The sequence below is a fragment of the Blastomonas sp. CCH9-A1 genome, from assembly GCF_001557175.1.
Taxonomy (GTDB): Bacteria; Pseudomonadota; Alphaproteobacteria; order Sphingomonadales; family Sphingomonadaceae; genus Blastomonas; species Blastomonas delafieldii_A.
This window is the reverse complement of sequence record NZ_LSHM01000035.1, coordinates 48105-70878: the sequence shown is the minus strand read 5'-3', so window position 1 is coordinate 70878 and position 22774 is coordinate 48105. Positions and strand designations below refer to the sequence as shown.

Here is a 22774-nt window from a genome sequence, read left to right as displayed (position 1 = left end):
ATTCCTGTGTGCGCACCGAAGCGCTTAACCTGCTTCAACCAGCGCGATGGGCGAGGAAATGAAGCCCACCTTGGCGAAACCGGCGCGCTGCACGGTGAAGATTGCGCCACCGATGCAACGATAGGGTGCATTGACGTCGCCGCGGATGTGCACTTCGGGAAGATCTTCTTCCTTCAGGTTTTCCACGCCACCGGCATTTTCAATGATCGATTCCAGGCGCTTCACAGCGAGTTCCTGAAGCTCGGCATTGTCCACCGGCGTCACGTTCACATAGACGCGGCATTCGCCGTTCGGGCTTGCGCCCGCAAAGCCTTCGTCACCCGGGCTGAGGCCATTGGCATCAGTCGAGGAAACCGAAAGCAGGATGTTTTCGTTCTTCGTCTCGGTCGGTTCGAATTCGACGACCGGGATTTCCAGATCATCCACCGTCTGGATCACGACCGGGATCGCGATCAGGAAGATGATGAGAAGCACCAGCATCACGTCCACGAGGGGCGTGGTGTTGATGTCCGACATCGGCTTCTCTTCGCCGCCGGCGCCTCCAACGCTCATTGCCATCGCAACAAATCCTATTCTGTCATGCCACTAGCCCGAAAGAGCGGTGGCTGTGTCACCGGCCGGTCGGGAAAACCCGGAACGGCCAGTCTATCCGATGCAGCTTCGGCGACGATCGCCGGGCTGCGCGGGAGGGATGCGGTGCCGGAAAGGCTGGCCGCATCCCTGCCCCATGCCGGATTACTTCTTGATCGGTGCGGCGGCCGGAGCGGCGGGCTTGGCAGCGGGAGCCGCCGGAGCCTTGGTCGCCGGGACCACAGCGCCGTTCGAAGCCATGTAGCCCAGAACGTCGGTCGAAAAGGCGCTCAGCTGAGCAGCGATCAGCTTGTTGCGAGCCTGCAGCCAGTTATAGGCAAGCACGGCGGGAACGGCCACGCCCAGACCCAGCGCGGTCATGATCAGAGCTTCACCGACGGGGCCGGCGACCTGGTCGATCGATGCTTGCCCTGCGATACCGATCTTGATCAGTGCGCGGTAGATACCGATAACGGTACCGAACAGACCGATGAACGGCGAGGTCGCGCCCACGGTTGCCAGGAACGGCAGACCACCAGCCAGCTTGGCGTTGATGGCAGCTTCCGAACGGCTCAGCGAACCGTGCAGCCAGTCATGCGCTTCGACGGGGTCGGTCAGCTTGGCATGCTCTTCCTGTGCCTTCAGGCCGTCGTCGACGATCTGGCGATAGGCGGTGTTCTTCTCGAGCTTGTTGGCGCCTTCCTTCATGCTGCCAGCGCGCCAGAAGGTTTCACGAACCTTGGCACCCTGCGAAAGCACCTTCTGCTGTTCGAACAGCTTGGTGAACAGGATGAAGAACGAACCGAACGACATGATACCCAGGATAACGACGGTGGCGTAAGCGATTACACCGCCCTGCTCGAGAGCTTCCGCGAAACCGAAAGCGTTTTTCGGCGCTTCACCTGCAGCCGCAGCCAGCATTTCAATCAACATCAAAACTTCCTCTCAGAAAATAGATAGAGCGCCGCGTGAAAAATCGGTGCGTCTAGAACCAAAACCCAATCCGCCGCAGCGGCATCCAGTCCAAATGTTACTTCGGAATTTCCCAGCGAACCGCGTTCGAATAGGTATCCGAAATCGCGTTTCCGGCAGCGTCGAGAGCCGGCTTGAAGCGCGCCCTGCGGGTCACGTTCTTGCAGGTCGCCTCGTCGAGGTCGGCATGGCCGCTCGATCCGGTGATCTCGCAGTTCGTCACACGGCCGTCGGGACCGATGGTGACGCGGAAACGAGTGGTACCAGCACGCTCTTCACGCAGTGCGCGAGCGGGGTAATCGTTGGGGGTTGCCCAGCTGCCCGGGTTGCCACGCGGCGATGCACCCGAAGCCTTGGAAGGCGGCGGCGGCGGTGCCGGAGGCGCAGGCGGCGGCGCAGCGACAGGCTGCGGGATGAACACCGGCGGCGGAGTGTTGGTGGTGGTGATGACCGGCGCCGTAGTTGGCGGCGTCCGAACGATCGGCGGCGGCGTTACGACCGGCGGCGGCGTGATCGGCTGGTCTGGCGGAGGTGGCGGCGGCTCTTCCGGCTCGATCACCTCTTCCTCAACGTCAACGACGTTCAGCTTTTCAGCCACCGTCTTGACCGCACTATATGCAAGTCCTGTTACCAGGGCATAGATCACCACGATGTGGATCAATGCCACGATAACGAGGGAAACTATCTTGTTTCCGCTTGCCTGTTGATCAGCATAGGCCATTCAGAAACGACGCTCCTTACCCTATTGAAACCCGTCATCCGGGGAGCGCCGACATTGCAATCCACGACACCCGGACAAACCAGCCGATGACCGCAGCTGGTGCATGAAACACACAAGTTGCGGACTGCAACCCGTTAAGGTTTGCCTTCCGCTCCCCAGCCGTGTTCCAGCCTCTGGTTTGTTTTTCTCTTGCCCGAAAGGGGATTTAACGCGCAACTTATCAGCAGGCAATCGCTTAAATGGATTCAGTTTGAATTAACCTTTGAGCCCCGACAGCCGCCCTTCCGGACAGCGAAAACGAGGAGACTCCCCCATGCCGCACGCGCTCAAATCGCTTGCTGCCGCCACCGCCTTAACCGTCGCAATTAGTGGTGGTTTTCCTATCGTATACGGCGCGAATGCACAGGTTTCATCCGAAACGGAGGGACCTGGCTATGTCGCCCTGGCCCGCCTCGCGGATGCCGCTCCGCAGGTGCTGCGGGTCCAGGTCAAGAAGACCACCGTCGTCGATCCGGCGCGCGCGCCCGACGTCGCTCCCACTATGGCACGGCTGTTCGTCGAGGCGCAGGTATTGAATCTCATTCGCGGAAAGCAGGGCGTCAGCGAATCGATTCGCTATCTGGTTGACGTGCCGCGTAACGCCAAGGGCAACGTTCCCAAGCTGAAAAAGCAACAGTTCCTGCTGTTCGCCCGCCCCGGGACGCGTGCCGGGGAGGTGCAGCTTGTCTCCAAGGACGCGCAAGTCGCCTGGACCGCGGCCACCGAGCAGCAGGTGCGCACGATCGTGACCGAACTGGTCAGCACCGGCGCGCCGCCCGCGATCAAGGGCATCCGCGAGGCACTGCACGTGCGCGGCAATCTGCAGGGTGAAGGCGAGACGCAGGTCTTTCTGGCAACGTCGACCGGCGACCCGGTATCCATCACCGTCCTGCGCCGTCCCGGCCTGGCACCGCGCTGGGCGGTGTCGCTGACCGAGATCGTGGACGAGGCCGCCGCTCCGCCGAAGCGCGACACGCTATTGTGGTACCGGCTCGCCTGCTTCCTGCCGCGCGAAATCCCGGCGCGCGCGCTTGTATCCGATACGCCTGCGGACAACGACCTGGCGCGGCGCGACTATAATTTCGTGCTGGAACAGCTCGGTCCCTGCCGCTGACGGGTTGCCGGGGCAGCGCGCTACGCCCTGCCCCGGCCCTCACCCGCTTACTTGCCTGCCATGCCCATCTGCCAGAGGATGAAGGCGAACTCCTCGGCCGTTTCCTTGAGCGAATCGAACCGGCCCGATTTGCCGCCATGGCCTGCGCCCATATTGGTCTTGAGCAGCAGTGCGTTGTCATCGGTCTTGGTGACGCGCAGCTTCGCCACCCATTTCGCGGGCTCCCAATAGGTCACGCGCGGGTCGTTGAGCCCAGCGGTCACCAGCAGCGGCGGATAGGCTTGGGCCTTCACATTGTCATAGGGGCTGTATGATCGCAGCAGGTCGAACGCCGCCTTGTCGGTGATCGGATTGCCCCATTCGGGCCATTCGCCCGGGGTCAGCGGCAGGCTCTCGTCGAGCATCGTGTTGACCACGTCGACGAAGGGCACATGCGCCACGACCGCGCCCCACAGATCGGGATCGGTGTTGACGACCACGCCCATCAGCTCGCCGCCTGCGGAGCCGCCGCTAGCTGTCACCTTGCCCTTCGAAGTGTAACCCTTGGCGATCAGCCCCTTGGCGACGTCGACAAAATCGTTGAACGTGTTGGTGCGCTTGGTCAGCTTGCCGTCGAGATACCATTTGCGGCCCAGATCGTCGCCGCCGCGGATATGTGCAATGGCATAGGCAAAGCCGCGATCGACCAGGCTGAGCCGGGTGACCGAGAAGCTTGGCGGCACCGCATAGCCATAGGCACCATAAGCATAAAGGTGCAGCGGCGCGCTGCCGTCCTTCCTGAAGCCCTTGCGATAGATGATCGAGACCGGCACCTGCGTCCCATCGCGCGCGGCGATCATCAGCCGCTCGGTCTCGTAGTCGGCGGCGTTGTAGCCCGAGGGCACTTCCTGCACCTTGAGCACGGTCAGCTTCTGCGTCGCGACATCATAATCATAGACGGTGTCGGGCGTGACCATCGATTCATAGGCGAGGCGCAGCACCTTCATGTCCCATTCGGGATTGTCGCCCAATGACGCGGAATAGCTCGCCTCGGGGAAGGTGATCGGCTGGACCTTTTTGGGGTCGGCATAATCCCGGATCTCGATCTGATCGAGGCCACCGCGCCGCCCTTCAATGACATAGAAGTCCTTGAAGGCATTCATGTCGGTCATGTAGAAATCGTCGCTGCCGGGGATCAGCGTCGTCCACTCGCCCGGATTGTCGATGCTCGCAGTGGCGAGGCGAAAGTTCACATGCTCATCATTGGTGTGGATGAACAGCGTACCGTCGCGCTCCTCGACGTCATATTCGCGCCCCTTCTTGCGCGGGCTGACCAGGATCGGTTCGGCCAGCACATTGTCCGCAGGCAGCAACCGGATCTCGCTGGTCTCGTTGTCGCCGGTGGCGATGACGATGTACTTCTCGTTCGAGGTCATGCCGACATCGACGCGGAAGCCCTCATCCGCTTCCTTGTACAGCTCGACATCCTTGTCCAGCGGCGTGCCCAGCACGTGCAGCCGGGCGTTGTCGGTGCGCCAGTTCTCGTTGGCCAGGCCATAGATCAGCGCCTTGCCATCGGCGGTCCAGACCAGGCTGGAAAGCGTCCCCGGGATGACATCGGGCAGGATGGTGCCGGTGGTCAGATCCTTGAACCGCGCCTCGAACCGCTCCGACCCGTTGTCGTCGACCGAATAGGCGAGCAACCTGCCATCGGGGCTGACCGAGAAGGCGCCGAGGCGGAAATAGTCCTTGTCCCTGGCAAGCTCGGTCTCGTCGAGGATGAGCTGCTTCTCGCCGCCTGCGACCGGCTTGCGATACCATTTCTTGTACTGCGCGCCCTTGTCATACTCGACCCAGTAGAGCCAGTCGCCGTCCTTCTGGGGAACCGAGCTATCGTCCTCCTTGATGCGGCCCTTCATCTCCTCGAACAGCGCGTCGGTGAGCGCCTGGTGCGGCTGCATCGCGGCTTCGAACCAGCGGTTCTCCGATTCCAGATAGGCCAGCACATCGGCATCATCGACCTTGGGATAGCCCTGGTCGCGCAGCCAGTGCCACGGGTCCTGCACGGTCACGCCGTGGCGTTCGTAGCTATAGGGCCGCTGATCGGCGATGGGCGGCTGGGGCGTGTCGGGCATGGATGCACTTTCGTTAGCAAGAACGGGGGATGACAGGGCCATTGCCGCCACCAGCGCGGCGCGGGCAATGGCGGATGAGAAACTGGGTCGGATCGGCATGTACGGCTCCCTTCGAACTGGATCACGACAGAACGGTCCGGTCGCCAGACTGGCGCTGGTCACGGATTGTCTCTATCTTGCCGCCCAACCGCTTTTGCAAGGAGTTGATACCCCGCCATGCTGATGTCCACCCATGAAGCCCGCCTCGCCGCCTTGCGCGAAGAAATGAAGCGTCAGGGGCTGGATGGTTTCGTCGTTCCGATCTGTGACGAGCATATGAGCGAATATATCGGCGCCTATGCGCAGCGGCTGGAATGGCTGACCGGTTTTGGCGGATCGGCGGGCAGCGCGGTGGTGCTATCCGACCGGGCGGCGATTTTCGTCGACGGGCGCTATACGATCCAGGTGCGCGATCAGGTCGACGGACGGCTGTTCGAATATGTCGGCACCGCGCAGCAGAGCGTTGCAGACTGGCTTGGCGCAAATGTCGGCGAAGGGGCCGTGATCGGCTATGATGCCTGGCTGCACACCCGCGACTGGGTGAAACAGGCGAGCGCAAAGCTGGCCAAGGTCGGCGCGTCGCTCAAGGAAGTGGCAGGCAACCCCGTCGATGCGGTATGGCACGATCAGCCCGCGCGCCCCGATGCGGTGATGAAGCCGCATGCGCTCGAATATGCCGGCAAGGATGCGGGCGAAAAGCGGGCCGATGTCGCAGCCTGGCTGGCGGACGAGAAGCTTGATGCTGCGGTCATCACTGCGCTCGATTCGGTTGCCTGGCTGTTCAACGTGCGCGGCGGCGATGTGACGCACACGCCGGTGACGCTTTCCTATGGCGTGGTGCATCAGGACGGCAGCGCCGACCTCTATGTCGCCCCCGAAAAGGTGACCGACGATCTGCGCGCGCATCTTGGCAACCAGGTCGCGCTGCATGGCTATGACGCCTTTCCTGCAGGGCTCGATGCGCTGAGCGGCAAGGCCGTCGCGGTCGATCCCGAACGCGCGGTCGCGGCGATCTTCGCCCGGCTCGAGGCTGCGGGCGCCAGGATCGTGGCCAAGCGCGACCCGAGCGTGCTGCCGCGCGCAATGAAGAACCAGACCGAGATCGAAGGCCATCGCGCCGCGCAGGCACGCGACGGCGCTGCGGTCAGCCGCTTCCTGCACTGGCTCTCGATCGCTGGCCCGGCAGGCGGTGAGACCGAACTTTCGGCCGCCGCCAAGCTGCTCGAATTCCGCGAGGCGACCGGCAAGCTGATCGACACCTCGTTCGATACCATCTCCGGTGCATCCTCTAACGGCGCGATCTGCCATTATCGCGTATCGGAGGAGACCAATCTGCCGATCGTGATGGACAGCCTGTATCTGGTCGATTCCGGCGGCCAGTATCTCGATGGCACCACCGACATCACCCGCACCATCGCGATCGGTACGCCCACAGCAGAGATGAAGCGTCGCTTCACCCAGGTACTCAAGGGCCATATCGCGCTCGCCACCATCCGCTTCCCCAAGGGCACGACCGGCGGCCAGCTCGATACGCTCGCACGCCAGTTCCTCTGGGCCGATGGCGTCGATTATGCGCACGGCACCGGGCACGGTGTCGGCAGCTTCCTGGCGGTGCATGAAGGCCCGCAGCGCATTGCGGCATTCGGGGGCCAGGGCGAGCCGCTGCGCCCGGGCATGATCTGCTCGAACGAGCCCGGCTATTATAAGGCGGGCGAATATGGCATCCGCATCGAGAATCTGGTGCTGGTCGAACCGCTCGAGATCGAGGGCGCGGAGCTCGACATGCTCGGCTTCGAGACGCTGACCTTCGCGCCGATCGACCGCAACTGCATCGAACCCGAACTGCTCAGCCCCGCCGAACTCGGCTGGCTCAATGCCTATCATGCCAAGGTGCTGGAGGTGGTAGCGCCGCAGCTAGAGGGCGATGCGCTGGCCTGGCTGGAGGACGCCTGCGCCCCGATCGGTTGACGTCCGCGTCAATTTGGGGCGATCCTACCGCTTTACGCCAACGGAATGCTGCGACGCACAATTGCTGCCGATGCAATTGACGTCGCGGCAAAGGTTAATTGCGTTGCAAGAATGTCACGCAGGTAGCGGAATCGCCTGCGTTTCCTAGCTTTTCATTTGTGACAGTCGGGTGTCAGTCATAAGGACATCCCAAAGCCATACGAGCCCTGGGACGGGGCCGTTCTTGTCAGCCATTTTAGGGGAGAACACCCGATGATCATCACCGACACCCGCCTGAAAACGATTCTGCTTTCGGGTGCAGCGCTCGGCACGCTCGCCATGCCCGCTACTGCCTTTGCGCAGGACACCGCGCAGGATGCCGAGAACGCCGACAGCAACGTCATCATCGTGACCGCATCCAAGCGCGAAACCACGCTGCAGGAAATTCCGATCGCGGTTTCGGTCACCAGCGGCGAAGACATTGAGGACGCCCAGGTTCGTGACCTGATCGACCTCCAGACCCTGGTCCCCAGCTTGCGCGTCTCGCAGCTGCAGAGCTCGGCCAACACCAACTTCATCATCCGCGGCTTCGGCAACGGCGCGAACAACCCCGGCATCGAACCTTCGGTCGGCGTGTTCATCGACGGCGTATACCGCTCGCGCTCGGCTGCGCAGATCGGCGACCTGCCCAACATCCAGCGCGTCGAAGTGCTGCGCGGTCCGCAGTCGACCCTGTTCGGCAAGAACGCATCGGCGGGTATCATCAGCATCGTCACCGAGCGTCCACAGTTCGAATTCGGCGGTCAGGTCGAAGCGACCTATGGCAATTTCAATGCCCGTATCCTGCGCGGCGACATTACCGGCCCGATCAGCGAGACCCTCGCCTTCAGCCTCGCCGGCAACATCAACAAGCGCGACGGCTATGCGCGCGACCTGAACCTGGGGCAGAAGTTCAACAACCGCGACCGCTGGGGTGTGCGCGGCCAGCTGCTCTGGGAGCCCAGCGCCGACCTGTCGTTCCGCCTGATCGGCGATTATGACAAGATCGACGAAAACTGCTGTATCGCTGCCAATGTCCGCGAGAACCCGGCCATCACCGCAGCGCTGCGCGCTGCCAGCGGCCAGGCGCGTCCGCTCGAGGCGGCCGATCCGTTCTCGTATCGCGTGCGCAACAACATCCCCTCGACCAACGAGATCGAGAACTATGGCGCCTCGCTGCAGGGTGACTGGAATGTCGGCGCGCTGACCTTCACCAGCATCACCGCTTATCGCGAAGTGCGTTCGCTGACCAATCAGGATTCGGACTTCACCAGCGCCGACCTGATCGGCCAGAACCTCGCCAACACCTCGATCGACACCTTCACGCAGGAACTGCGCGTCGCTTCGGACTTTGACGGCCCGCTGAACTTCCTGCTCGGCGGCTTCTATTTCAACGAAGACATCAAGTTCACCAACGACCTGCTGTTCGGTCGCGACTTCCGTGGCTATGCCAGCGCGCTGATCGGCCCTGCCGTCGGTGGTGCCGCCGGTGTCGAAGCGCTGCTGGGCGTGCCCAACAACACCTTCTTCCGCCAGGGCCAGGGCATTTTCGACGACTTCACCTATGGCAACGACGCGTTCTCGCTGTTCGGCCAGTTCGACCTGAAGCCGACCGATCGGCTGACCTTCACCTTCGGCTTCAACTATACCGAAGACAAGAAGCGCGTCCGTTCGAACGTCGTCAGCACCGACCCGTTCTCGGCGCTCGATTTCGTCGCCATCGGCAACACGCTGATCACGCAGCAGGCGACCGCTACCACGGTCGGCCAGCTTCTTGGCCTGCCCGGTGCAGCCAATGCCGCACAGATCGGCGCTTTCGCGGCGGCAAATCCCGCTGGATTCGCTCAGGTTCAGCAGGGCGCTGCGGCCTTTGCCCGTGCGAACAACACCAACCCGGCGGTGAACCCGCTTCTCGGCCTGCGCGCGCTGCAGTTCCTGCCGCCTTTCCTCAACTTCCCCAACGCGGTGGAAAGCGGCCGGACCAAGGACGACGATTTCTCGTACACCATCCGTGCGAACTACGAGATCACCGACAATCTGAACATCTACGCCACCTATGCCACCGGCTTCAAGGCGACCTCGTTCAACCTGTCGCGTGACAGCCGTCCGTTCCCGACCGACTTCATCCCGGGCTCGCCGGTCAACAATCCGGCTGCTTCGCCGATCCGCAATGCCGGTCTGGCGCTGCCGAACCTGACCACCGGTTCGCGCTTTGCGGGTCCCGAAGAATCGGAAGTCTATGAAGCCGGCATCAAGGCCCAGTGGCCGCTGGTCGCGTTCAACCTGACCGTGTTCAAGCAGTCGATCCGCGGCTTCCAGAGCAACGTCTTCACCGGCACCGGCTTCGCGCTCGCCAATGCGGGCAAGCAGTCGACCTTCGGTATCGAGTTCGACGGCAGCGTGCGCCCGACCGATGGCCTCAACCTGTTCGTCGCGTTCACCTATCTCGATCCGAAATATGACAGCTTCCTGAACTCGGCGGTGGGCGATCTGACCGGTGCGACCCCGGCGGGCATCCCTGCCCTGTCGGCATCGATGGGCGGTTCGTACACCTATGAATTCGCAAGCGGCACCAAGTTCACCGTTCGCGGCGACTATGCCTATGAAAGCGACGTGCAGATCGCCGAAGGTCTGCCGGGCTTCATCGTCACCAACCCGAACGGTACCCGCAATTTCCAGCCCGCGCTGGACATTGCCCGCCAGTTCCGTCGCCAGACCGACCTGGTCAACGTGTCGGCGACGCTCGAGCTGACCAATGGCTTCGAGATCAGCGCCTGGGCACGCAACCTGCTCGACGACCGGTTCATCTCGACCGTGTTCGACTCGGTGGCGCAGTCGCAGAGCATCTCGGGCTATCCCAGCCTGCCGCGCACCTATGGCGGTTCGATCCGCTTCAAGTTCTGATCCAATCACGGTTTGACCGGGCTTGGTCACGATCAGGTTGGCAAGAGATCCAACCGATTGAAAACAGGGAAATGGGGGGCTTCATGCCCCCCTTTTTTTGTGCCCAGCATTGTGTATGCGGAGCAGACGATCCGGAAACGAGAACGAGAGAGGGGAACAGCATGTCGGACGCGCCCATCCGCGCCCATTATCGCAGCATCGCGCCCAAGCGCGTGCACTATCACGAGGTCGATATGCAGAATATCGTCTTCAACGCGAACTATCTGATGTACGCCGATGTCGGCATCACCGAATATTTCCGCGCGCTCAATCTGGCGAGCGGAAAGCCCGAGAGCACCGGCTTCAACCTGTTCGGTCCCGATCACGACATGATGGTGCGCCACGCCGATGTCGATTTCCGTGGCAGCGCCGTCGCAGATGACATCATCGACCTCGCGGTGCGCATCAAGCGCTTTGGCTCGAGCTCGCTGACCAGCGAGTGCGCCATCTTTCGCGGTGACGAACTGCTCACCGTGGTGACGATCAGCTATGTCCATTTCGCGATCGCGACCCGTCGCCCCGCGCCGGTGCCGCAATGGTTCAAGGACATGGTCGCCGCGTTCGAGCCGGTTCGCCCCGAAGGCGTCTGACTGCCAGAAACTGAAGCCAAAGAAAAAGCCCGGTGTTGGCACCGGGCTTTTTCGTGTTTCCAGATCAATTGCCCGGCATGCCCGGCGGCGGCGCCCCCGGAGGACCACCCGGCGCACCCTGGCCCTGGAGCTGCTGCTGCATGGCGCGCAGCTGCATCTCGGGGATGAACTCGATCAGGTCGACGTCGAAAACCAGCAGGCTGTTGGCGGGAATGACGACTTCGCCGGTCTGCGGATTCTTCTTCTCTTCCGCGCCATAGCCGAGCTCGGGCGGGATCCAGAGGCGATACTTGCCGCCGCGCTGCATCTTCTTCAGCGCCTCGGAAAAGCCCGGGATCGATCCGGCAACGGGCATCGGCACCCGCTGGTTGGCATCGAACGGCGTGCCGTCCATCAGCGTGCCCTGATAGTTGATCAGCGTGACGTCCGCATCGGTCGGCGAAGGGCCACTACCCTTGACCAGTTCCTTGAACTGCAGGCCGCTTTCGGTGGTCACCACGCCCGGTTCATCGCCATTGCTGGCAAGAAAGCCGGCGGCCGATTGCGGCACCGACTGCAGGCCGGCCCAGGCCGTGCCGCCCGCAATGGCAACAGCGGCGGCAACACCGATCCACAATTTGGTCAGCGAGCCCTTGGCCAGCGGCGGGATGGGAACGCGGGTAACGGACATGGCAGCCTCCGGTTATCGTACCACAAACCCCTGAAAAGCACTGCAAGGCCTCCACCTTCCAGTCCCATCAGGGGTCGTTGCGACGAATCGGCGTCCCCGATCCGTCAGGTTAGCGATGCTATAACCGGCTTATTTCGCGCCGTCACGTTCCATGCGCTTGCGCTCCAGCTTGCGCGCACGACGAACGGCAGCGGCCTTTTCACGGGCGCGCTTTTCGCTGGGCTTCTCGTAATGCCGACGCAGCTTCATCTCGCGATACACACCTTCGCGCTGCAGCTTCTTCTTGAGCGCCCGCAGCGCCTGGTCAACATTGTTATCGCGTACGAGAATCTGCATAAACTTACGTCAGCTCCATTTCGATTCACGGCCTGCAAACCCGCTCGCGCCACGCCGAGGGGCGCGGAAAACGGACAGCAAAGCCAAAGCTAGAAGGCCAATAAAACAGGGCACGCCAGCCGCATGGCTGTCGGTCACGCGGGGCCGATACCAGCGCGCATCGGCATTTTCAAGGAATTTCGGCACGTTTCAGCCGAAAAGCCCAGGCTGTGCCTCGCTTGCATCGGTTGGCGACACAGGGGGCAGCTCGGCCATGGCATTATCGGGAAAGGGTGCGACCAGCCGCTCGGCTTCCTCCCATTCGGCGCGCAGCCATTGCCCCAGACCGTCGCCCGCCAGCATCACCGGCATCGCCTTGGGATGAACCGCACCGACCAGCGCATTGGGCTCGCAGGTAAGAAAGGCGAAGCGTGCGCCCTCCTCCACCGGGCGCCAGATGCCCGCAAAGGCGAAGGGTTCGCCCGATGCAAGCGCAAACCAGTGCTGCCGCTTGCGCTTCGTGACCGGATCGGGGGCGGCGCCATATTCGCAGAACGCGGTCACCGGCACCAGGCAGCGCCGCGCCGGATCGCGCAGCGCGCCGCGCCACATCGGCGAGTTCAGGTTACGCACATTGGTGATCGGCCGCTTGACCTCGCCGAAAGGGGGCCAGCCCCAGCGCATCGTCGCGAGGCTAGCGCCCTGCCCCTGCGCCACCAGCACTGGTGCCTCGTAATCGGGATAGATGCCCTCGAACGGCGGCAGGTTCGCCCCGCCCAGATCGACCGTACCCAGCGCCGTACCGAACAACTGGCGGATTGCATCGGCGTTGCTTGTCATGCGATACAGGTTGCACATAGCCACCAAAGATAGAGACAGGAGAGCGTGATGGCCACCGCGTTGAAGCCGAGCCCCCAGATGACCACCGAGGAGCATGAAGCGCGCAAGCTGCTCGCCTCCTGTTACCGCGTGTTCGACATGATGGGTTGGTCGGAAATGATCTACAACCACATCACGCTCAAGGTGCCGGGCGAGGAAGACGCCTTCCTGATCAACCCCTATGGCCTGCATTTCAGCGAGGTCTGCGCTTCCAACCTGGTCAAGATCAATTCCGATGGCGAAAAGCTCGACGGCTCGCCCTATCCGGTGAACAAGGCGGGCTTCACCCAGCACAGCGTGTTCCACAAGGAACTGCCGGACATGCACTGCATCATCCACACGCACACCACCGCGACCATGGCGGTCTGTTCGACCGAAGGCGGGTTGCAGCCGACCAATTTCTATGCGTGCAACTTCATCGGCAACATCGCCTATCATGATTTCGAGGGCGTCACCGTCCGCGCTGAAGAAGGCGCGCGGCTGGTCGAGGCCGTTCGCGGGAAGCGGGTGCTGATGCTGAAGAACCATGGCCCCGTCGTCATGGGCCGCACCCTGCCAGAGGCATTCATCACCTATTGGTCGCTCCAGCGCGCGTGCGAGATCCAGCTCGCCACCATGTCGATGGGCAAGCCGATCATCGTGCCCGACGAGGTGGTCGCGGTGCACCAGCGCGATCTCAGCCAGGTGCAGCTGCCAATGGGCGCAGGCGTGCCCGATTTTGCCGCGATGGTGCGCAAGGTCGACAAGATCGACCCGAGCTGGCGCGACTGATCCGCATCCGGGCGGTCTGTGATGGGTGACTTGCAAGCGCGGCTCGGATAAGCGCTGAGCCCATGACCAAGTTCACCGTCAACGACCGCCCGGTCCAGTACCGGCTCGACCCGGAGACGCCGCTGCTCTGGGCGCTGCGCGATGCCTCGAACCTCACCGGCACGAAATATGGCTGCGGCAACGGCGATTGCGGCGCGTGCATGGTCGTGGTCGATGGCGAGGCGATCCGCTCGTGCCTGGTCAGCATCGCCGAGGTCGAAGGGCGCTATGTCACCACGATCGAGGCGCTGAGCCGCGATCGCAGCCACCCGGTGCAGCAGGCGTTCGTCGCCGAACAGGCGGTACAATGCGGCTTCTGCACCCCGGGCATGATCATCGCGGCGAGCGTGCTGCTGCGCAAGAACAGCGATCCCAGCGATGCCGAGATCGACGCCGCGATCCGCAACCTGTGCCGCTGCGGCACCTATCCGCGCGTGCGCGCCGCGATCAAGCGGGCGGGCCGGGTGATGCGCCGTCAGGAAACGATCGCTGCCGCACCGCCGCCGGGCATCTCGCCCGAGGACGCGGCCAAGGACGTGCCCGCGCTCACCCCGCCGGAGTGATCTGGTCGCGTGCAGCCAGCGCGCGCTCGAACACCGCCTCGAACATCGCTTCGGTCAGCCGCCCGGTATTGGTGTTGTACCGGCTGCAATGATAGCTGTCGATCAGCACCCGCCCGTCGCCCAGATCGTGCCGGGCATTGTGCGCAAATGGAAAGGCAGCCGCGCGCAGCCCCAGATGCCGCAGGAAGCTGTCATGCGCGATCCGGCCGAGCGCGATGAACACGCGAAGCTGGGGCAGCGCATCGAGCTGCGCGGACAGGAAGCGGCGGCAGGTGTTGATCTCGGATGGCGTCGGCTTGTTCTGCGGCGGCAGGCACTTGACCGAATTGATGATGATAACGCCCTCGAGTTCCAGCCCGTCATCGATCCGCGATTGGTATGTGCCGCGCGACAGACCGAACTTCGCGAAGGTCGCAAACAGCAGGTCGCCCGCATAATCACCGGTGAACGGGCGGCCCGTGCGGTTCGCTCCGTGCATGCCGGGGGCCAGCCCGACAATGCCCAGCCAGGCGTTCGCATCGCCAAAGGCGGGGACCGGCGCGTTCCACCATTCGGGGTGCCTGGCCTGGCATTCGCGGCGCAGCGCGACGAGGCGCGGGCACAGCAGGCAATCGACCGGGGGTTCGGTATGCGCAATGGGGCTTAACTCCATCATGCTCCCGCGCTAGGCGCTGGGCATGGATGAGGCAAGTACGCAGCATTTTCTGATCGCGCTGGGATCTAACCGGCGGCATCATCGCATCGGAACTCCACGCAAGGTGCTCGATGCCGCATTGCTCGCGCTGGCGAACGAAGGGGTCGATGTCCTGGCCGTCGCGCCCGTGATCGAGACTGCGCCGATCGGCCCCTCTCTGCGCCGCTATGCCAATGGCGCAGCGATCATCACCACGCCGTTGCTGCCCGATGCGCTGCTGGCGCTGTTCAAGCGGGTCGAGGCGCGCTTCGGCAGGCGGCGCGGTCAGCGCTGGTCGGCGCGCACGCTCGATCTCGACATCATCCTGTGGTCGGGCGGCAGCTGGTATTCCCCTTCCCCGCCGCTCATCGTGCCGCACCCGGCCTATCGCACCCGCGCCTTCGTGCTGCGCCCCGCCGCGACGATCGCCCCAAACTGGCGCGACCCGCTGACCGGGCTCAGCATCGCGCAGCTTTGCCATCGTGCGTCACGGGGTTGACCCGATGGGCCGGCCCGACTAGGGGGATGCCCGCACCCGGGTCCGCCCGGCCACCGATGGCGCAACCCTCGCGCCACCCCCAGGGGGCCCTTAGCTCAGTCGGTAGAGCAACTGACTTTTAATCAGTAGGTCGCTGGTTCGAACCCAGCAGGGCTCACCATTTCCAAAAATGCACGGACTTGGAGCACGTCGGACGTTTCCGGCTTTCCGCAAGCCGCTGATGATTGTCGTTCGTTCCGCCAACAGGAAGTTCTCGACAATCCGGTCCGGCCATGATGTTGTTCGTCCATAGAATTCCGAAGCAGTGAACGCATAGGAGAGGGCCATGGGGCGAGGCGCGCAGGCACCGATCCCGCAGATCGATCGACACAGCTTGCGGCAGCTGGAAACGCATTTCGTTGCGCCGGACATTTATCGGCGGGGTGACCTCGCGCTGCGCCAGAGCCAGCTTGCGCAGATGGTCGCCGATCGGGTGATACCGCAGCTGCTGCGCCTGCACGACGAGATCGTGCCAGAAGCGCCGTCGGTGGAGGCGGTGCTCTCCGTCCTGGGGCCCAATCGCGGCGACATTGCGGGACTTGCCGACATTGTTCTTGGCGACGATCTCGAAGCGGCGGTGCGCTATGTGATTGTGCTCCGCGACCGTGGGCTTTCGATGGAAACGCTTTTCATCGAGCTGCTCGAGCCGACAGCCCGGCACCTGGGCGAGATGTGGGACAATGATGCCTGCGACTTCATCGGCGTGACACTCGGCGTCGCACGGCTGCAGAAGCTGCTCGCCGCGTTCAACGACACGCATGTCTGCGATGCACTCGACATGCGGCGCACTGTCCTGATGGCCATGACGCCCGGCGATCAGCATTTTTTCGGCGTAACCATGGTGGAGCGGTTTCTGGAAGCGTCGGGCTGGAAGGTGCAGACCGAAACGGCCGCGTGCGCCGAGGAGATCGCCGACGCCGCGAGGACACGCTGGTTTGCAGTTGCCGGTCTTACTGCCGGCTCCACCCAGATGATCGACAGCCTTTCCGAGACTATCGCTCTGATCCGCAAGCGCTCGCAAAACCCGCATATCGGCATCATGGTCGGCGGGCCGCTTTTTGCCGAGGATCCTTCGCTGGTTGCCGCCGTTGGTGCCGACGCGACAGCCCCCAGTGCACCTACTGCCGTCCTGGTGGCGCAAAAGCTCTCGGATGCAGCATCCGCCCATTTGAACTGAGCTCGGTCAAATCGCCACGCCCGGCAAGGTACTTCCATAAAACTGGGTTCGATCGATGCCGCAATGCCGGGTCGGCAGGCTGGACATTCGTATACCGTTCGTCGAAGACGGGCTTCCCCGTTTGCAATCATGCACTTATGGTCCGCGCCAAACCAAGGGGAATCATCATGAAAATGTCGCTTCGTTTCGCCGTTTCCGCCTTCTCGCTTGCCCTGGGGCTGCCCGCTTCGGTCGCCATCGCCGGTGATGCCGCTGCGCAGACGGCCGAAACCACCCAGGATGCCGCGCTCACCGCCTTTCTCGATGCCGAGTTCGAGGCGTGGGTGAAGATGCAGCCGCAGCTCGCCACGCGGCTCGGCCGCAAGGACGGCGGCGACAAGTGGAACGACCCGAGCGAAGCCGCCGCCGCAGCGCAGCTCAAATGGCGGCAGGACAGCGTCGCGCGGATGAAGGCGAAGTTCGATCGGGCCAAGCTGTCGCCCGAAGCGCAGGTCAACTACGACATCTGGGAGCTGGAGGCCGAGCGTGCCGCCTTGTCCCATGCCAACCGCCTCTATCGCCCGCCCTTCTATTCGCGGCTTTACTCGGCGCACAGCCAGTTGCCCGATTTCCTGATCAACACGCACACGATCGCCGACGAGACCGACCTCAAGAATTACATCGCACGCATCAAGGGCATGCCTGCCGTGCTCGACGTGGCGATCGAGCGGACCAAGGCGAGCGAGGCAGCCGGCATCCGCGCACCGAAATTCCAGGTCGAAACGATCATCGCGGGCAGCGAGAAGCTGACCAGCGGCGCGCCTTTCGGCGACGGCCCCGATGCCGCGCTCTGGGCCGACGTGAAGGCCAAGACCGAGGCGCTGGTCAGTGCCGGCAAGCTGCCGCGCGCTGCTGCGGACCAGCATCTGGCCGAGGCGCGCGCGGCGATCGTCGCGCTCAAGCCCGCCTATGAGCGGGTCATCGCCTGGGCCAGAGCAAGCCTGCCCAACGCGCCGAGCGGCAAGGTGGGCGCGCTGACGCTGCCCGATGGCGCAGCCTATTATGCCAATGAGCTCAGGCTCAACACGACGACCGACTACACCGCCGAACAAATCCACCAGATTGGCCTGTCGGAAGTCGCGCGGATCGAGGCCGAACAGGATGCGCTGGCGCAGAAGGCCGGGTTCAAGGATCGCAGCGCCTATTATGCCGAGCGCGCGCGCCTCAATCCGCCGCGCCAGTTCGACGATGCCGCGCGCAAGGAATATCTCGATAGCGCCAATGCGTTCGTGAAGCACACGCGCGGTCTGCTCGGCCCCTATTTCAACACGCTGCCCGCCTATGGCATCGAGGTGGTCCGCGAACCCGCGTTCTCCGAAGTAGCAGGCGGCGCTGCGCACGCCTCTGCCCCCAGCCCGGATGGCGCGCGCCCGGCGCGCACCTATGTGCATCTGGTCGGCACCGTGCCCGATCCGGCGGCCAAGTACACTTTGATGTGCCATGAGGCGGTGCCGGGCCACAACATGCAAGGCGACATTCAGGTCCGGCAAAAGAGTGGACCGCAATTCCGCGCGGTGACCGGCTATGTCGCGTTCGGCGAAGGCTGGGCGCTCTATGCCGAATCGCTGTGCAAGGAAATGAACGCCTTCCCCGATATCGCCGCCGATTTCATGCGGCTCGATGCCGAGCTGTTCCGCGCGGCGCGGCTGGTAGTCGATACCGGGCTGCACGCCAAGGGCTGGACCGAGGATCAGGCGGTCGAATACATGAACACCACCGGCCGCCAGCCGATCGAGCGCTCGCGTTCCGAAATCCGGCGCTATATCACGCTGCCGGGGCAGGCCACCGGATACAAGATGGGCATGCTCAAGATCGTCGAGCTGCGCCAGAAGGCCGAACAGGCGCTGGATCCCAAGTTCGACATCAAGGGCTTTCACGATCTGCTGATCGCATCGGGTTCGCAACCGCTGTCGATCCTCGAGCGCCGGGTCGACGACTGGATCAAGCGCAGCCAGGGCTGATCGTTGCTGACGCAAAAGCGGGTTTCGATCAGAAACCTGCTTTTGCTGACGCGATGATCGACTATATGGGCGTCACCGGGCGGCGCTGGATGTCGACCGAACAGACGGACACGCCGCCATTTCTGACCCCGCTAATGCCACTGTCGAAATGACCCCGACCGATGCCGGATCGGAAGAGACCGGCATGCGCGTCGCAGCTGCCCCGCAACCCAGGCCAGGCAGCGGCAAATTCCTGACCGGAAGCCTGATGCGGCACGTGGCGGTGATGACGCTGACCTCGAGCATCGGCCTGCTGGCGCTGTTCGTCGTCGATTTCGTCGATCTCTTCTTCATTTCGCAGCTGGGCGATCCCGCGCTGACGGCGGGCATCGGCTTTGCCAGTACGCTTCTGTTCCTCAACTCGTCGCTCAATATCGGCCTGATGATCACGATCAGCGCGCTTGCGGCGCGGCGGATCGGCATGGGGCGCGCGGAAAGCACCCGTGCATTGCTGGGCGAGGTGCTGATGATCGGCGTCGCGCTATCGAGCGTGATCGCGCTAGTTTTCTGGATCTTTGCCCCGCAATGGGTCGAGCTCATGGGTGGCAGCGGAGCGGCCCGAGACGCTGCGGTCAGCTATATCCGCATCGTGGCGCCTTTCGGCCCGGTCACGGTCACGGGCATGGTCTGCTCGGGGCTGTTGCGGGCCTATGGCGACGCCCGGCGCGCGATGAATACCACGCTGGCGATGGCGATGGGCAATGCCGTGTTCGATCCGATCCTGATGTTCGCCCTGGGCTGGGGATTTGTCGGCGCAGCCTGGGCAACGGTCATCTCGATCATCATGATGGCAGCAACGGGCATCATTCCGATCCTGCGCCATTATGGCGGCTTTGCCATGCCCTCGCGCGAGAGTTTTGCTGCCAATCTCACCGACATCCGCAAGATCATGGTGCCGGCGGTGCTGACCAATCTGGCGACGCCGGTGGGCGGCATCATCGCCTTCCGCCTGATCGCAGTCTATGGCGAAGCATCGGTGGCCAGCTATGCGGTGATCGGCCGGATCATCCCGCTCGCCTTCTGCCTGCTGTTTTCGCTGTCGGGATCGATCGGCCCGATCATCGGCCAGAATTACGGCGCCGGTCAGCTCGAGAGGGTGCGCGGCACCATCGACCGCGCAGTGATCTTCGCCGCTGGCTTCACCCTGGCCATCTGGCCGGTGCTGATCCTCGGCGTCGATGCGATCGGCTGGATCTTCGATCTGCCGGCGGGCGGCATGGACCTTATCCATGCCTTTGCCTGGGTCGTCGTGCCCCTGTTCTTCTTCAACGGCCTGCTGTTCATCGCCAATGCCAGCTTCAACAATCTGGATCGCGCGTCCTGGTCGACCTGGACCAACTGGGGGCGCAACACGCTGGGCGTCCTGCCACTCGCGATGCTGGGCAGCCAGATGGCCGGAGCGCCGGGCGTGCTGATCGGCCAGGCGGTTGGCGGTGTGCTCTTCGGGCTGGGCGCCTATTGGCTGACCCGGTACAGGGTAAATCAGCTGCGGCAATTATAGGTTAACCCGTTTGGCGATAGGCGATGTTGCAGCTATTTGTGCAAGTCAGTTTCTCACATCCGGTTTTACGCTGATCATGTCCTCGCCCGATACTCCACTGATCTCGGTCATGATGAGCGTGTACAACGCGGAGCGGTACGTTGCCGAGGCGATCCAGAGCATCCTGGGCCAGACCGAGGGGCGGTTCGAATTCCTGATCGTCAACGATGGCTCGCGCGATGCATCAGGATCCATCATTGATCGCTATGCCGCGCAGGACAGCCGCATCCGTGCGATCCACCAGGAAAATCGCGGCCTGATCGCCAGCCTCAACCGCATGCTCGATGAGGCGCGCGCACCGCTGGTGGCCCGGATGGACAGCGACGATGTCTCGCGGCCAGAGCGGTTTGCAGTGCAGCTCGCCTGGATGCAGGCGCATCCTGATATCGCCGTGCTGGGCACAAACACCGACGAGCTCGATGCCGACGGCGCGTTCTTTCCGTGCAGCGACTTTCACCCCGAACATCCCGCCGACATCCGCGAGCGGCTGATGGCGGCGAGCGCGATGTGCCACCCTTCGGTGATGATGCGCCGCGATGTCATCCGGTCACTCGGCGGCTATCGCGCCGCGTTCCGGCATTGCGAGGATTATGACCTGTGGCTGCGGGTCAGCGAACGCCACGACCTGTACAATCTGCCCGACCGGCTGTTCCTTTATCGCCGTTCGCCCGACCAGGTGAGCGAGAAGCACATTCTGGTGCAGGCGATCGGGGCAGCGTGCGCGCGCTATGCCGCGCAGCAGCGGCGCGCAGGCCTGCCCGATCCGTTCGAAGGCGCCACCAGCCTTCCCTCGCTCGACCAGATCGATGCGGTACTGGGCAGCAACGGTGTGGGCGCGCGGATGCGGCTCGAGGTGATCGACAGCATCAAATATTCGCCCGAGGCGATGAGCGGCGGTGGGCTGGAACTGATGCAGGCGCATCTGCGTGACGGAGGCACCAAACAGGGTTTCTGGCGGACGGCAGGACGCATGGTGAAGATGGGGATGATCCCTCAGGCACTCACGCTCTCGCTCGATCTGATGCGCTACTGACCCTTTCGAGTCACCCCGGCTTTTCAGCCTGTTAACGCCTGCTGCCATGCGTGTCCCTGTGCGAGACAGCGCAATTTGGGCGCTGATTTGGTAATGGTTTTGCGCTATCGGGGGCGTGTGACAGCGATCATATCGCTTCCCCCACCGTCAGGATAACGCTCCTCCCCATGCTTTCGCGCCTTGCCCCCCTCTTGAGAGCCCATGGCGCGATGGGTCTGCGCGAATGGATCGCCTGGCTTTTGCTGGCGCTGGTCCTTTCGGTCGGAGCTTCGCAGATCGTTCGCGCCCAGCGCGCCGACGAGATCGAGCGCGCACCCCGCTATCAGCCCGAAGGCGGCATGGCATTCGAGCATGCTGGAGAGAATTTTCCAGGCTCCGCCTTCTATTATCTCGACGATGCAGGCTCGCTCGCGCCGCCCGCGCCTGCGGTGCTCATCGATCAGGAGCCTGGCCCGGGCACAGCCACCTACATGGTGCGCGGCATGGCCCTGACCGGATCGCCGCTCGATCATGCCCGCGCGCTTCAATGCCTGACGGCTGCGATATATTACGAGGCGGCGATGGAACCTGATGCCGGCCAGCAGGCGGTCGCACAGGTCGTGCTCAACCGCGTGATGCATCCGAGCTATCCCAACACCGTGTGCGGCGTCGTCTATCAGGGGTCGGAACGCGCCAGCGGCTGCCAGTTCACCTTCAGCTGTGATGGCGCAATGGCGCGCACACCGAGCCCGATCTACTGGGCGCGGGCACGCCGCGTCGCCGAACGTGCATTGGCCGGCTATGTCTATCGCCCGGTCGGCACGGCAACGCATTATCACACGACCGAAGTCTCCCCGTACTGGGCACCCAGCCTCGATTATATCGGCACCATCGGCGCGCATCGCTTCTACCGCTGGCAGGGTGCGGCGGGGCGCAGCATCGCCTTCAACGCGCGCTATCTGGGCGGCGAACCCTTTCCGGGACCCAAGCCGCGCACCGTCTTCACGCTGGCTGGCGGCGTCGATCCGCTCGATCCGCTGGTGCTGGCCAAGGCCTATGAGGCGGCCCGACTGAAGGCGGAGTCGGAGAATGCTGGCGCGCTCGAAGCCCAGCGGCTTGGTCGCCCCTCTGCCGTCGCCAATCCCGCGATATCGGGCAGCCCGGTGCCTGCCTATGCGCCCGAAATCGCACGGCGCGGCGGCGAGAATGCGCTGCGCGGCAGCAACCTGCCCGATAACAGCCAGATACGCCCCGAATATCGCAATTCCGGCCAGTGGATACGCCAACCGGGCAGCTGAAATGCGCTCCGCCACGCGGCGTTACGCACGCATTAACCACGTTTGGCAACCAGCTTCGCGAAACCGCGCTTAGCACTTGCTATCTTATCATCCGACCTCGGCCGCCATGTTGCGCCGCCGCCTGTCCCGAATTGGGACTCGGCGCCAGCAGGGACTGCCGACCGCTTGCTCG

Annotated in this window: 20 protein-coding genes and 1 tRNA gene; 13 read left to right on the top strand and 8 right to left on the bottom strand. The window is 63.4% G+C overall.

Features of this window, described 5'->3' with window-relative positions:
* Window positions 1–24: 24 nt before the first annotated feature.
* The 3 genes from AX725_RS11300 to AX725_RS11290 form a co-directional block, all read right to left on the bottom strand.
* Window positions 25–558 (bottom strand): ExbD/TolR family protein, encoded by a 534-nt coding sequence (locus AX725_RS11300; protein ID WP_060977890.1) that lies wholly within the window; start codon window positions 556–558, stop codon window positions 25–27.
* A gap of 177 nt (window positions 559–735) precedes the next feature.
* Complete coding sequence (locus AX725_RS11295; protein ID WP_060977891.1) at window positions 736–1503, bottom strand: MotA/TolQ/ExbB proton channel family protein; 768 nt, start codon at window positions 1501–1503, stop codon at window positions 736–738.
* A 97-nt stretch (window positions 1504–1600) separates the two neighbouring features.
* Window positions 1601–2263 carry an energy transducer TonB gene (locus AX725_RS11290; protein ID WP_060977892.1) on the bottom strand — a complete coding sequence of 221 codons (663 nt, stop codon included), beginning with the start codon at window positions 2261–2263 and terminating at the stop codon, window positions 1601–1603.
* 313 nt (window positions 2264–2576) lie between these two features.
* Here AX725_RS11290 and AX725_RS11285 point away from each other — a divergent pair, with 313 nt between their 5' ends.
* A complete protein-coding gene (locus AX725_RS11285; RefSeq protein ID WP_067513551.1) occupies window positions 2577–3416 on the top strand; it encodes a hypothetical protein in 840 nt (279 codons plus the stop codon).
* A gap of 47 nt (window positions 3417–3463) precedes the next feature.
* Here AX725_RS11285 and AX725_RS11280 read toward each other — a convergent pair whose 3' ends face one another.
* A complete protein-coding gene (locus tag AX725_RS11280; protein ID WP_060977893.1) occupies window positions 3464–5530 on the bottom strand; it encodes a S9 family peptidase in 2067 nt (688 codons plus the stop codon).
* A 222-nt stretch (window positions 5531–5752) separates the two neighbouring features.
* Here AX725_RS11280 and AX725_RS11275 point away from each other — a divergent pair, with 222 nt between their 5' ends.
* The 3 genes from AX725_RS11275 to AX725_RS11265 all read left to right on the top strand — a co-directional run bounded on the left by AX725_RS11275 (window position 5753) and on the right by AX725_RS11265 (window position 11088).
* The gene (locus tag AX725_RS11275; RefSeq protein WP_060977915.1) at window positions 5753–7537 is read left to right on the top strand and encodes an aminopeptidase P family protein; all 1785 of its coding nucleotides are present in this window, start codon (window positions 5753–5755) and stop codon (window positions 7535–7537) included.
* Between the two features lie 252 nt (window positions 7538–7789).
* Window positions 7790–10459, top strand: a complete 2670-nt coding sequence (locus tag AX725_RS11270; protein WP_060977894.1) for a TonB-dependent receptor — start codon at window positions 7790–7792, stop codon at window positions 10457–10459.
* 161 nt (window positions 10460–10620) lie between these two features.
* Window positions 10621–11088 carry an acyl-CoA thioesterase gene (locus AX725_RS11265; RefSeq protein ID WP_060977895.1) on the top strand — a complete coding sequence of 156 codons (468 nt, stop codon included), beginning with the start codon at window positions 10621–10623 and terminating at the stop codon, window positions 11086–11088.
* 64 nt (window positions 11089–11152) lie between these two features.
* Here AX725_RS11265 and AX725_RS11260 read toward each other — a convergent pair whose 3' ends face one another.
* From AX725_RS11260 to AX725_RS11250, 3 genes are all read right to left on the bottom strand, one after another.
* On the bottom strand, window positions 11153–11758 hold the full coding sequence (locus AX725_RS11260) for an FKBP-type peptidyl-prolyl cis-trans isomerase (RefSeq protein WP_060977896.1): 606 nt from the start codon (window positions 11756–11758) through the stop codon (window positions 11153–11155).
* Between the two features lie 129 nt (window positions 11759–11887).
* Window positions 11888–12094: a 30S ribosomal protein S21 gene (gene rpsU / locus AX725_RS11255; protein WP_007688176.1), complete on the bottom strand. Its 207-nt coding sequence runs from the start codon at window positions 12092–12094 to the stop codon at window positions 11888–11890.
* 189 nt (window positions 12095–12283) lie between these two features.
* Window positions 12284–12931, bottom strand: a complete 648-nt coding sequence (locus AX725_RS11250; protein ID WP_060977897.1) for an SOS response-associated peptidase — start codon at window positions 12929–12931, stop codon at window positions 12284–12286.
* 30 nt (window positions 12932–12961) lie between these two features.
* Here AX725_RS11250 and AX725_RS11245 point away from each other — a divergent pair, with 30 nt between their 5' ends.
* Both AX725_RS11245 and AX725_RS11240 read left to right on the top strand, forming a co-directional pair.
* Window positions 12962–13723 (top strand): class II aldolase/adducin family protein, encoded by a 762-nt coding sequence (locus AX725_RS11245; protein WP_060977898.1) that lies wholly within the window; start codon window positions 12962–12964, stop codon window positions 13721–13723.
* A gap of 62 nt (window positions 13724–13785) precedes the next feature.
* On the top strand, window positions 13786–14325 hold the full coding sequence (locus tag AX725_RS11240) for a (2Fe-2S)-binding protein (protein WP_060977899.1): 540 nt from the start codon (window positions 13786–13788) through the stop codon (window positions 14323–14325).
* Here the strand turns inward: AX725_RS11240 and AX725_RS11235 are convergent.
* On the bottom strand, window positions 14309–14980 hold the full coding sequence (locus AX725_RS11235; RefSeq protein WP_060977900.1) for a uracil-DNA glycosylase: 672 nt from the start codon (window positions 14978–14980) through the stop codon (window positions 14309–14311). The two genes, AX725_RS11240 and AX725_RS11235, sit on opposite strands and share 17 nt — an antisense overlap.
* A gap of 22 nt (window positions 14981–15002) precedes the next feature.
* On the opposite strand from AX725_RS11235, the gene folK reads away from it, so the two are divergent.
* The 7 genes from folK to AX725_RS11200 all read left to right on the top strand — a co-directional run bounded on the left by folK (window position 15003) and on the right by AX725_RS11200 (window position 22602).
* Window positions 15003–15497 carry a 2-amino-4-hydroxy-6-hydroxymethyldihydropteridine diphosphokinase gene (gene folK, locus AX725_RS11230; RefSeq protein ID WP_060977901.1) on the top strand — a complete coding sequence of 165 codons (495 nt, stop codon included), beginning with the start codon at window positions 15003–15005 and terminating at the stop codon, window positions 15495–15497.
* A gap of 84 nt (window positions 15498–15581) precedes the next feature.
* Window positions 15582–15657, top strand: a tRNA-Lys gene (locus AX725_RS11225).
* A 297-nt stretch (window positions 15658–15954) separates the two neighbouring features.
* Window positions 15955–16713, top strand: a complete 759-nt coding sequence (locus AX725_RS11220) for a cobalamin B12-binding domain-containing protein (RefSeq protein WP_157759164.1) — start codon at window positions 15955–15957, stop codon at window positions 16711–16713.
* Window positions 16714–16880: 167 nt separating this feature from the next.
* Complete coding sequence (locus AX725_RS11215; protein ID WP_066114058.1) at window positions 16881–18713, top strand: DUF885 domain-containing protein; 1833 nt, start codon at window positions 16881–16883, stop codon at window positions 18711–18713.
* A gap of 148 nt (window positions 18714–18861) precedes the next feature.
* Window positions 18862–20253: an MATE family efflux transporter gene (locus tag AX725_RS11210; protein ID WP_060977904.1), complete on the top strand. Its 1392-nt coding sequence runs from the start codon at window positions 18862–18864 to the stop codon at window positions 20251–20253.
* A 76-nt stretch (window positions 20254–20329) separates the two neighbouring features.
* Window positions 20330–21325 carry a glycosyltransferase gene (locus AX725_RS11205; protein WP_060977905.1) on the top strand — a complete coding sequence of 332 codons (996 nt, stop codon included), beginning with the start codon at window positions 20330–20332 and terminating at the stop codon, window positions 21323–21325.
* Between the two features lie 209 nt (window positions 21326–21534).
* Complete coding sequence (locus tag AX725_RS11200; protein ID WP_060977906.1) at window positions 21535–22602, top strand: cell wall hydrolase; 1068 nt, start codon at window positions 21535–21537, stop codon at window positions 22600–22602.
* Window positions 22603–22774 lie beyond the last annotated feature (172 nt).

Excerpts from the sequence above, each read along its gene's own strand:
- AX725_RS11300 (WP_060977890.1), bottom strand. The coding sequence starts at position 558 with ATGGCAATGAGCGTTGGAGGCGCCGGCGGCGAAGAGAAGCCGATGTCG.
- AX725_RS11295 (WP_060977891.1), bottom strand. The coding sequence starts at position 1,503 with ATGTTGATTGAAATGCTGGCTGCGGCTGCAGGTGAAGCGCCGAAAAAC.
- AX725_RS11290 (WP_060977892.1), bottom strand. The coding sequence starts at position 2,263 with ATGGCCTATGCTGATCAACAGGCAAGCGGAAACAAGATAGTTTCCCTC.
- AX725_RS11285 (WP_067513551.1), top strand. The coding sequence starts at position 2,577 with ATGCCGCACGCGCTCAAATCGCTTGCTGCCGCCACCGCCTTAACCGTC.
- AX725_RS11280 (WP_060977893.1), bottom strand. The coding sequence starts at position 5,530 with ATGCCCGACACGCCCCAGCCGCCCATCGCCGATCAGCGGCCCTATAGC.
- AX725_RS11275 (WP_060977915.1), top strand. The coding sequence starts at position 5,753 with ATGTCCACCCATGAAGCCCGCCTCGCCGCCTTGCGCGAAGAAATGAAG.
- AX725_RS11270 (WP_060977894.1), top strand. The coding sequence starts at position 7,790 with ATGATCATCACCGACACCCGCCTGAAAACGATTCTGCTTTCGGGTGCA.
- AX725_RS11265 (WP_060977895.1), top strand. The coding sequence starts at position 10,621 with ATGTCGGACGCGCCCATCCGCGCCCATTATCGCAGCATCGCGCCCAAG.
- AX725_RS11260 (WP_060977896.1), bottom strand. The coding sequence starts at position 11,758 with ATGTCCGTTACCCGCGTTCCCATCCCGCCGCTGGCCAAGGGCTCGCTG.
- rpsU (WP_007688176.1), bottom strand. The coding sequence starts at position 12,094 with ATGCAGATTCTCGTACGCGATAACAATGTTGACCAGGCGCTGCGGGCG.
- AX725_RS11250 (WP_060977897.1), bottom strand. The coding sequence starts at position 12,931 with ATGTGCAACCTGTATCGCATGACAAGCAACGCCGATGCAATCCGCCAG.
- AX725_RS11245 (WP_060977898.1), top strand. The coding sequence starts at position 12,962 with ATGGCCACCGCGTTGAAGCCGAGCCCCCAGATGACCACCGAGGAGCAT.
- AX725_RS11240 (WP_060977899.1), top strand. The coding sequence starts at position 13,786 with ATGACCAAGTTCACCGTCAACGACCGCCCGGTCCAGTACCGGCTCGAC.
- AX725_RS11235 (WP_060977900.1), bottom strand. The coding sequence starts at position 14,980 with ATGATGGAGTTAAGCCCCATTGCGCATACCGAACCCCCGGTCGATTGC.
- folK (WP_060977901.1), top strand. The coding sequence starts at position 15,003 with ATGGATGAGGCAAGTACGCAGCATTTTCTGATCGCGCTGGGATCTAAC.
- AX725_RS11220 (WP_157759164.1), top strand. The coding sequence starts at position 15,955 with ATGGTCGCCGATCGGGTGATACCGCAGCTGCTGCGCCTGCACGACGAG.
- AX725_RS11215 (WP_066114058.1), top strand. The coding sequence starts at position 16,881 with ATGAAAATGTCGCTTCGTTTCGCCGTTTCCGCCTTCTCGCTTGCCCTG.
- AX725_RS11210 (WP_060977904.1), top strand. The coding sequence starts at position 18,862 with ATGACCCCGACCGATGCCGGATCGGAAGAGACCGGCATGCGCGTCGCA.
- AX725_RS11205 (WP_060977905.1), top strand. The coding sequence starts at position 20,330 with ATGTCCTCGCCCGATACTCCACTGATCTCGGTCATGATGAGCGTGTAC.
- AX725_RS11200 (WP_060977906.1), top strand. The coding sequence starts at position 21,535 with ATGGGTCTGCGCGAATGGATCGCCTGGCTTTTGCTGGCGCTGGTCCTT.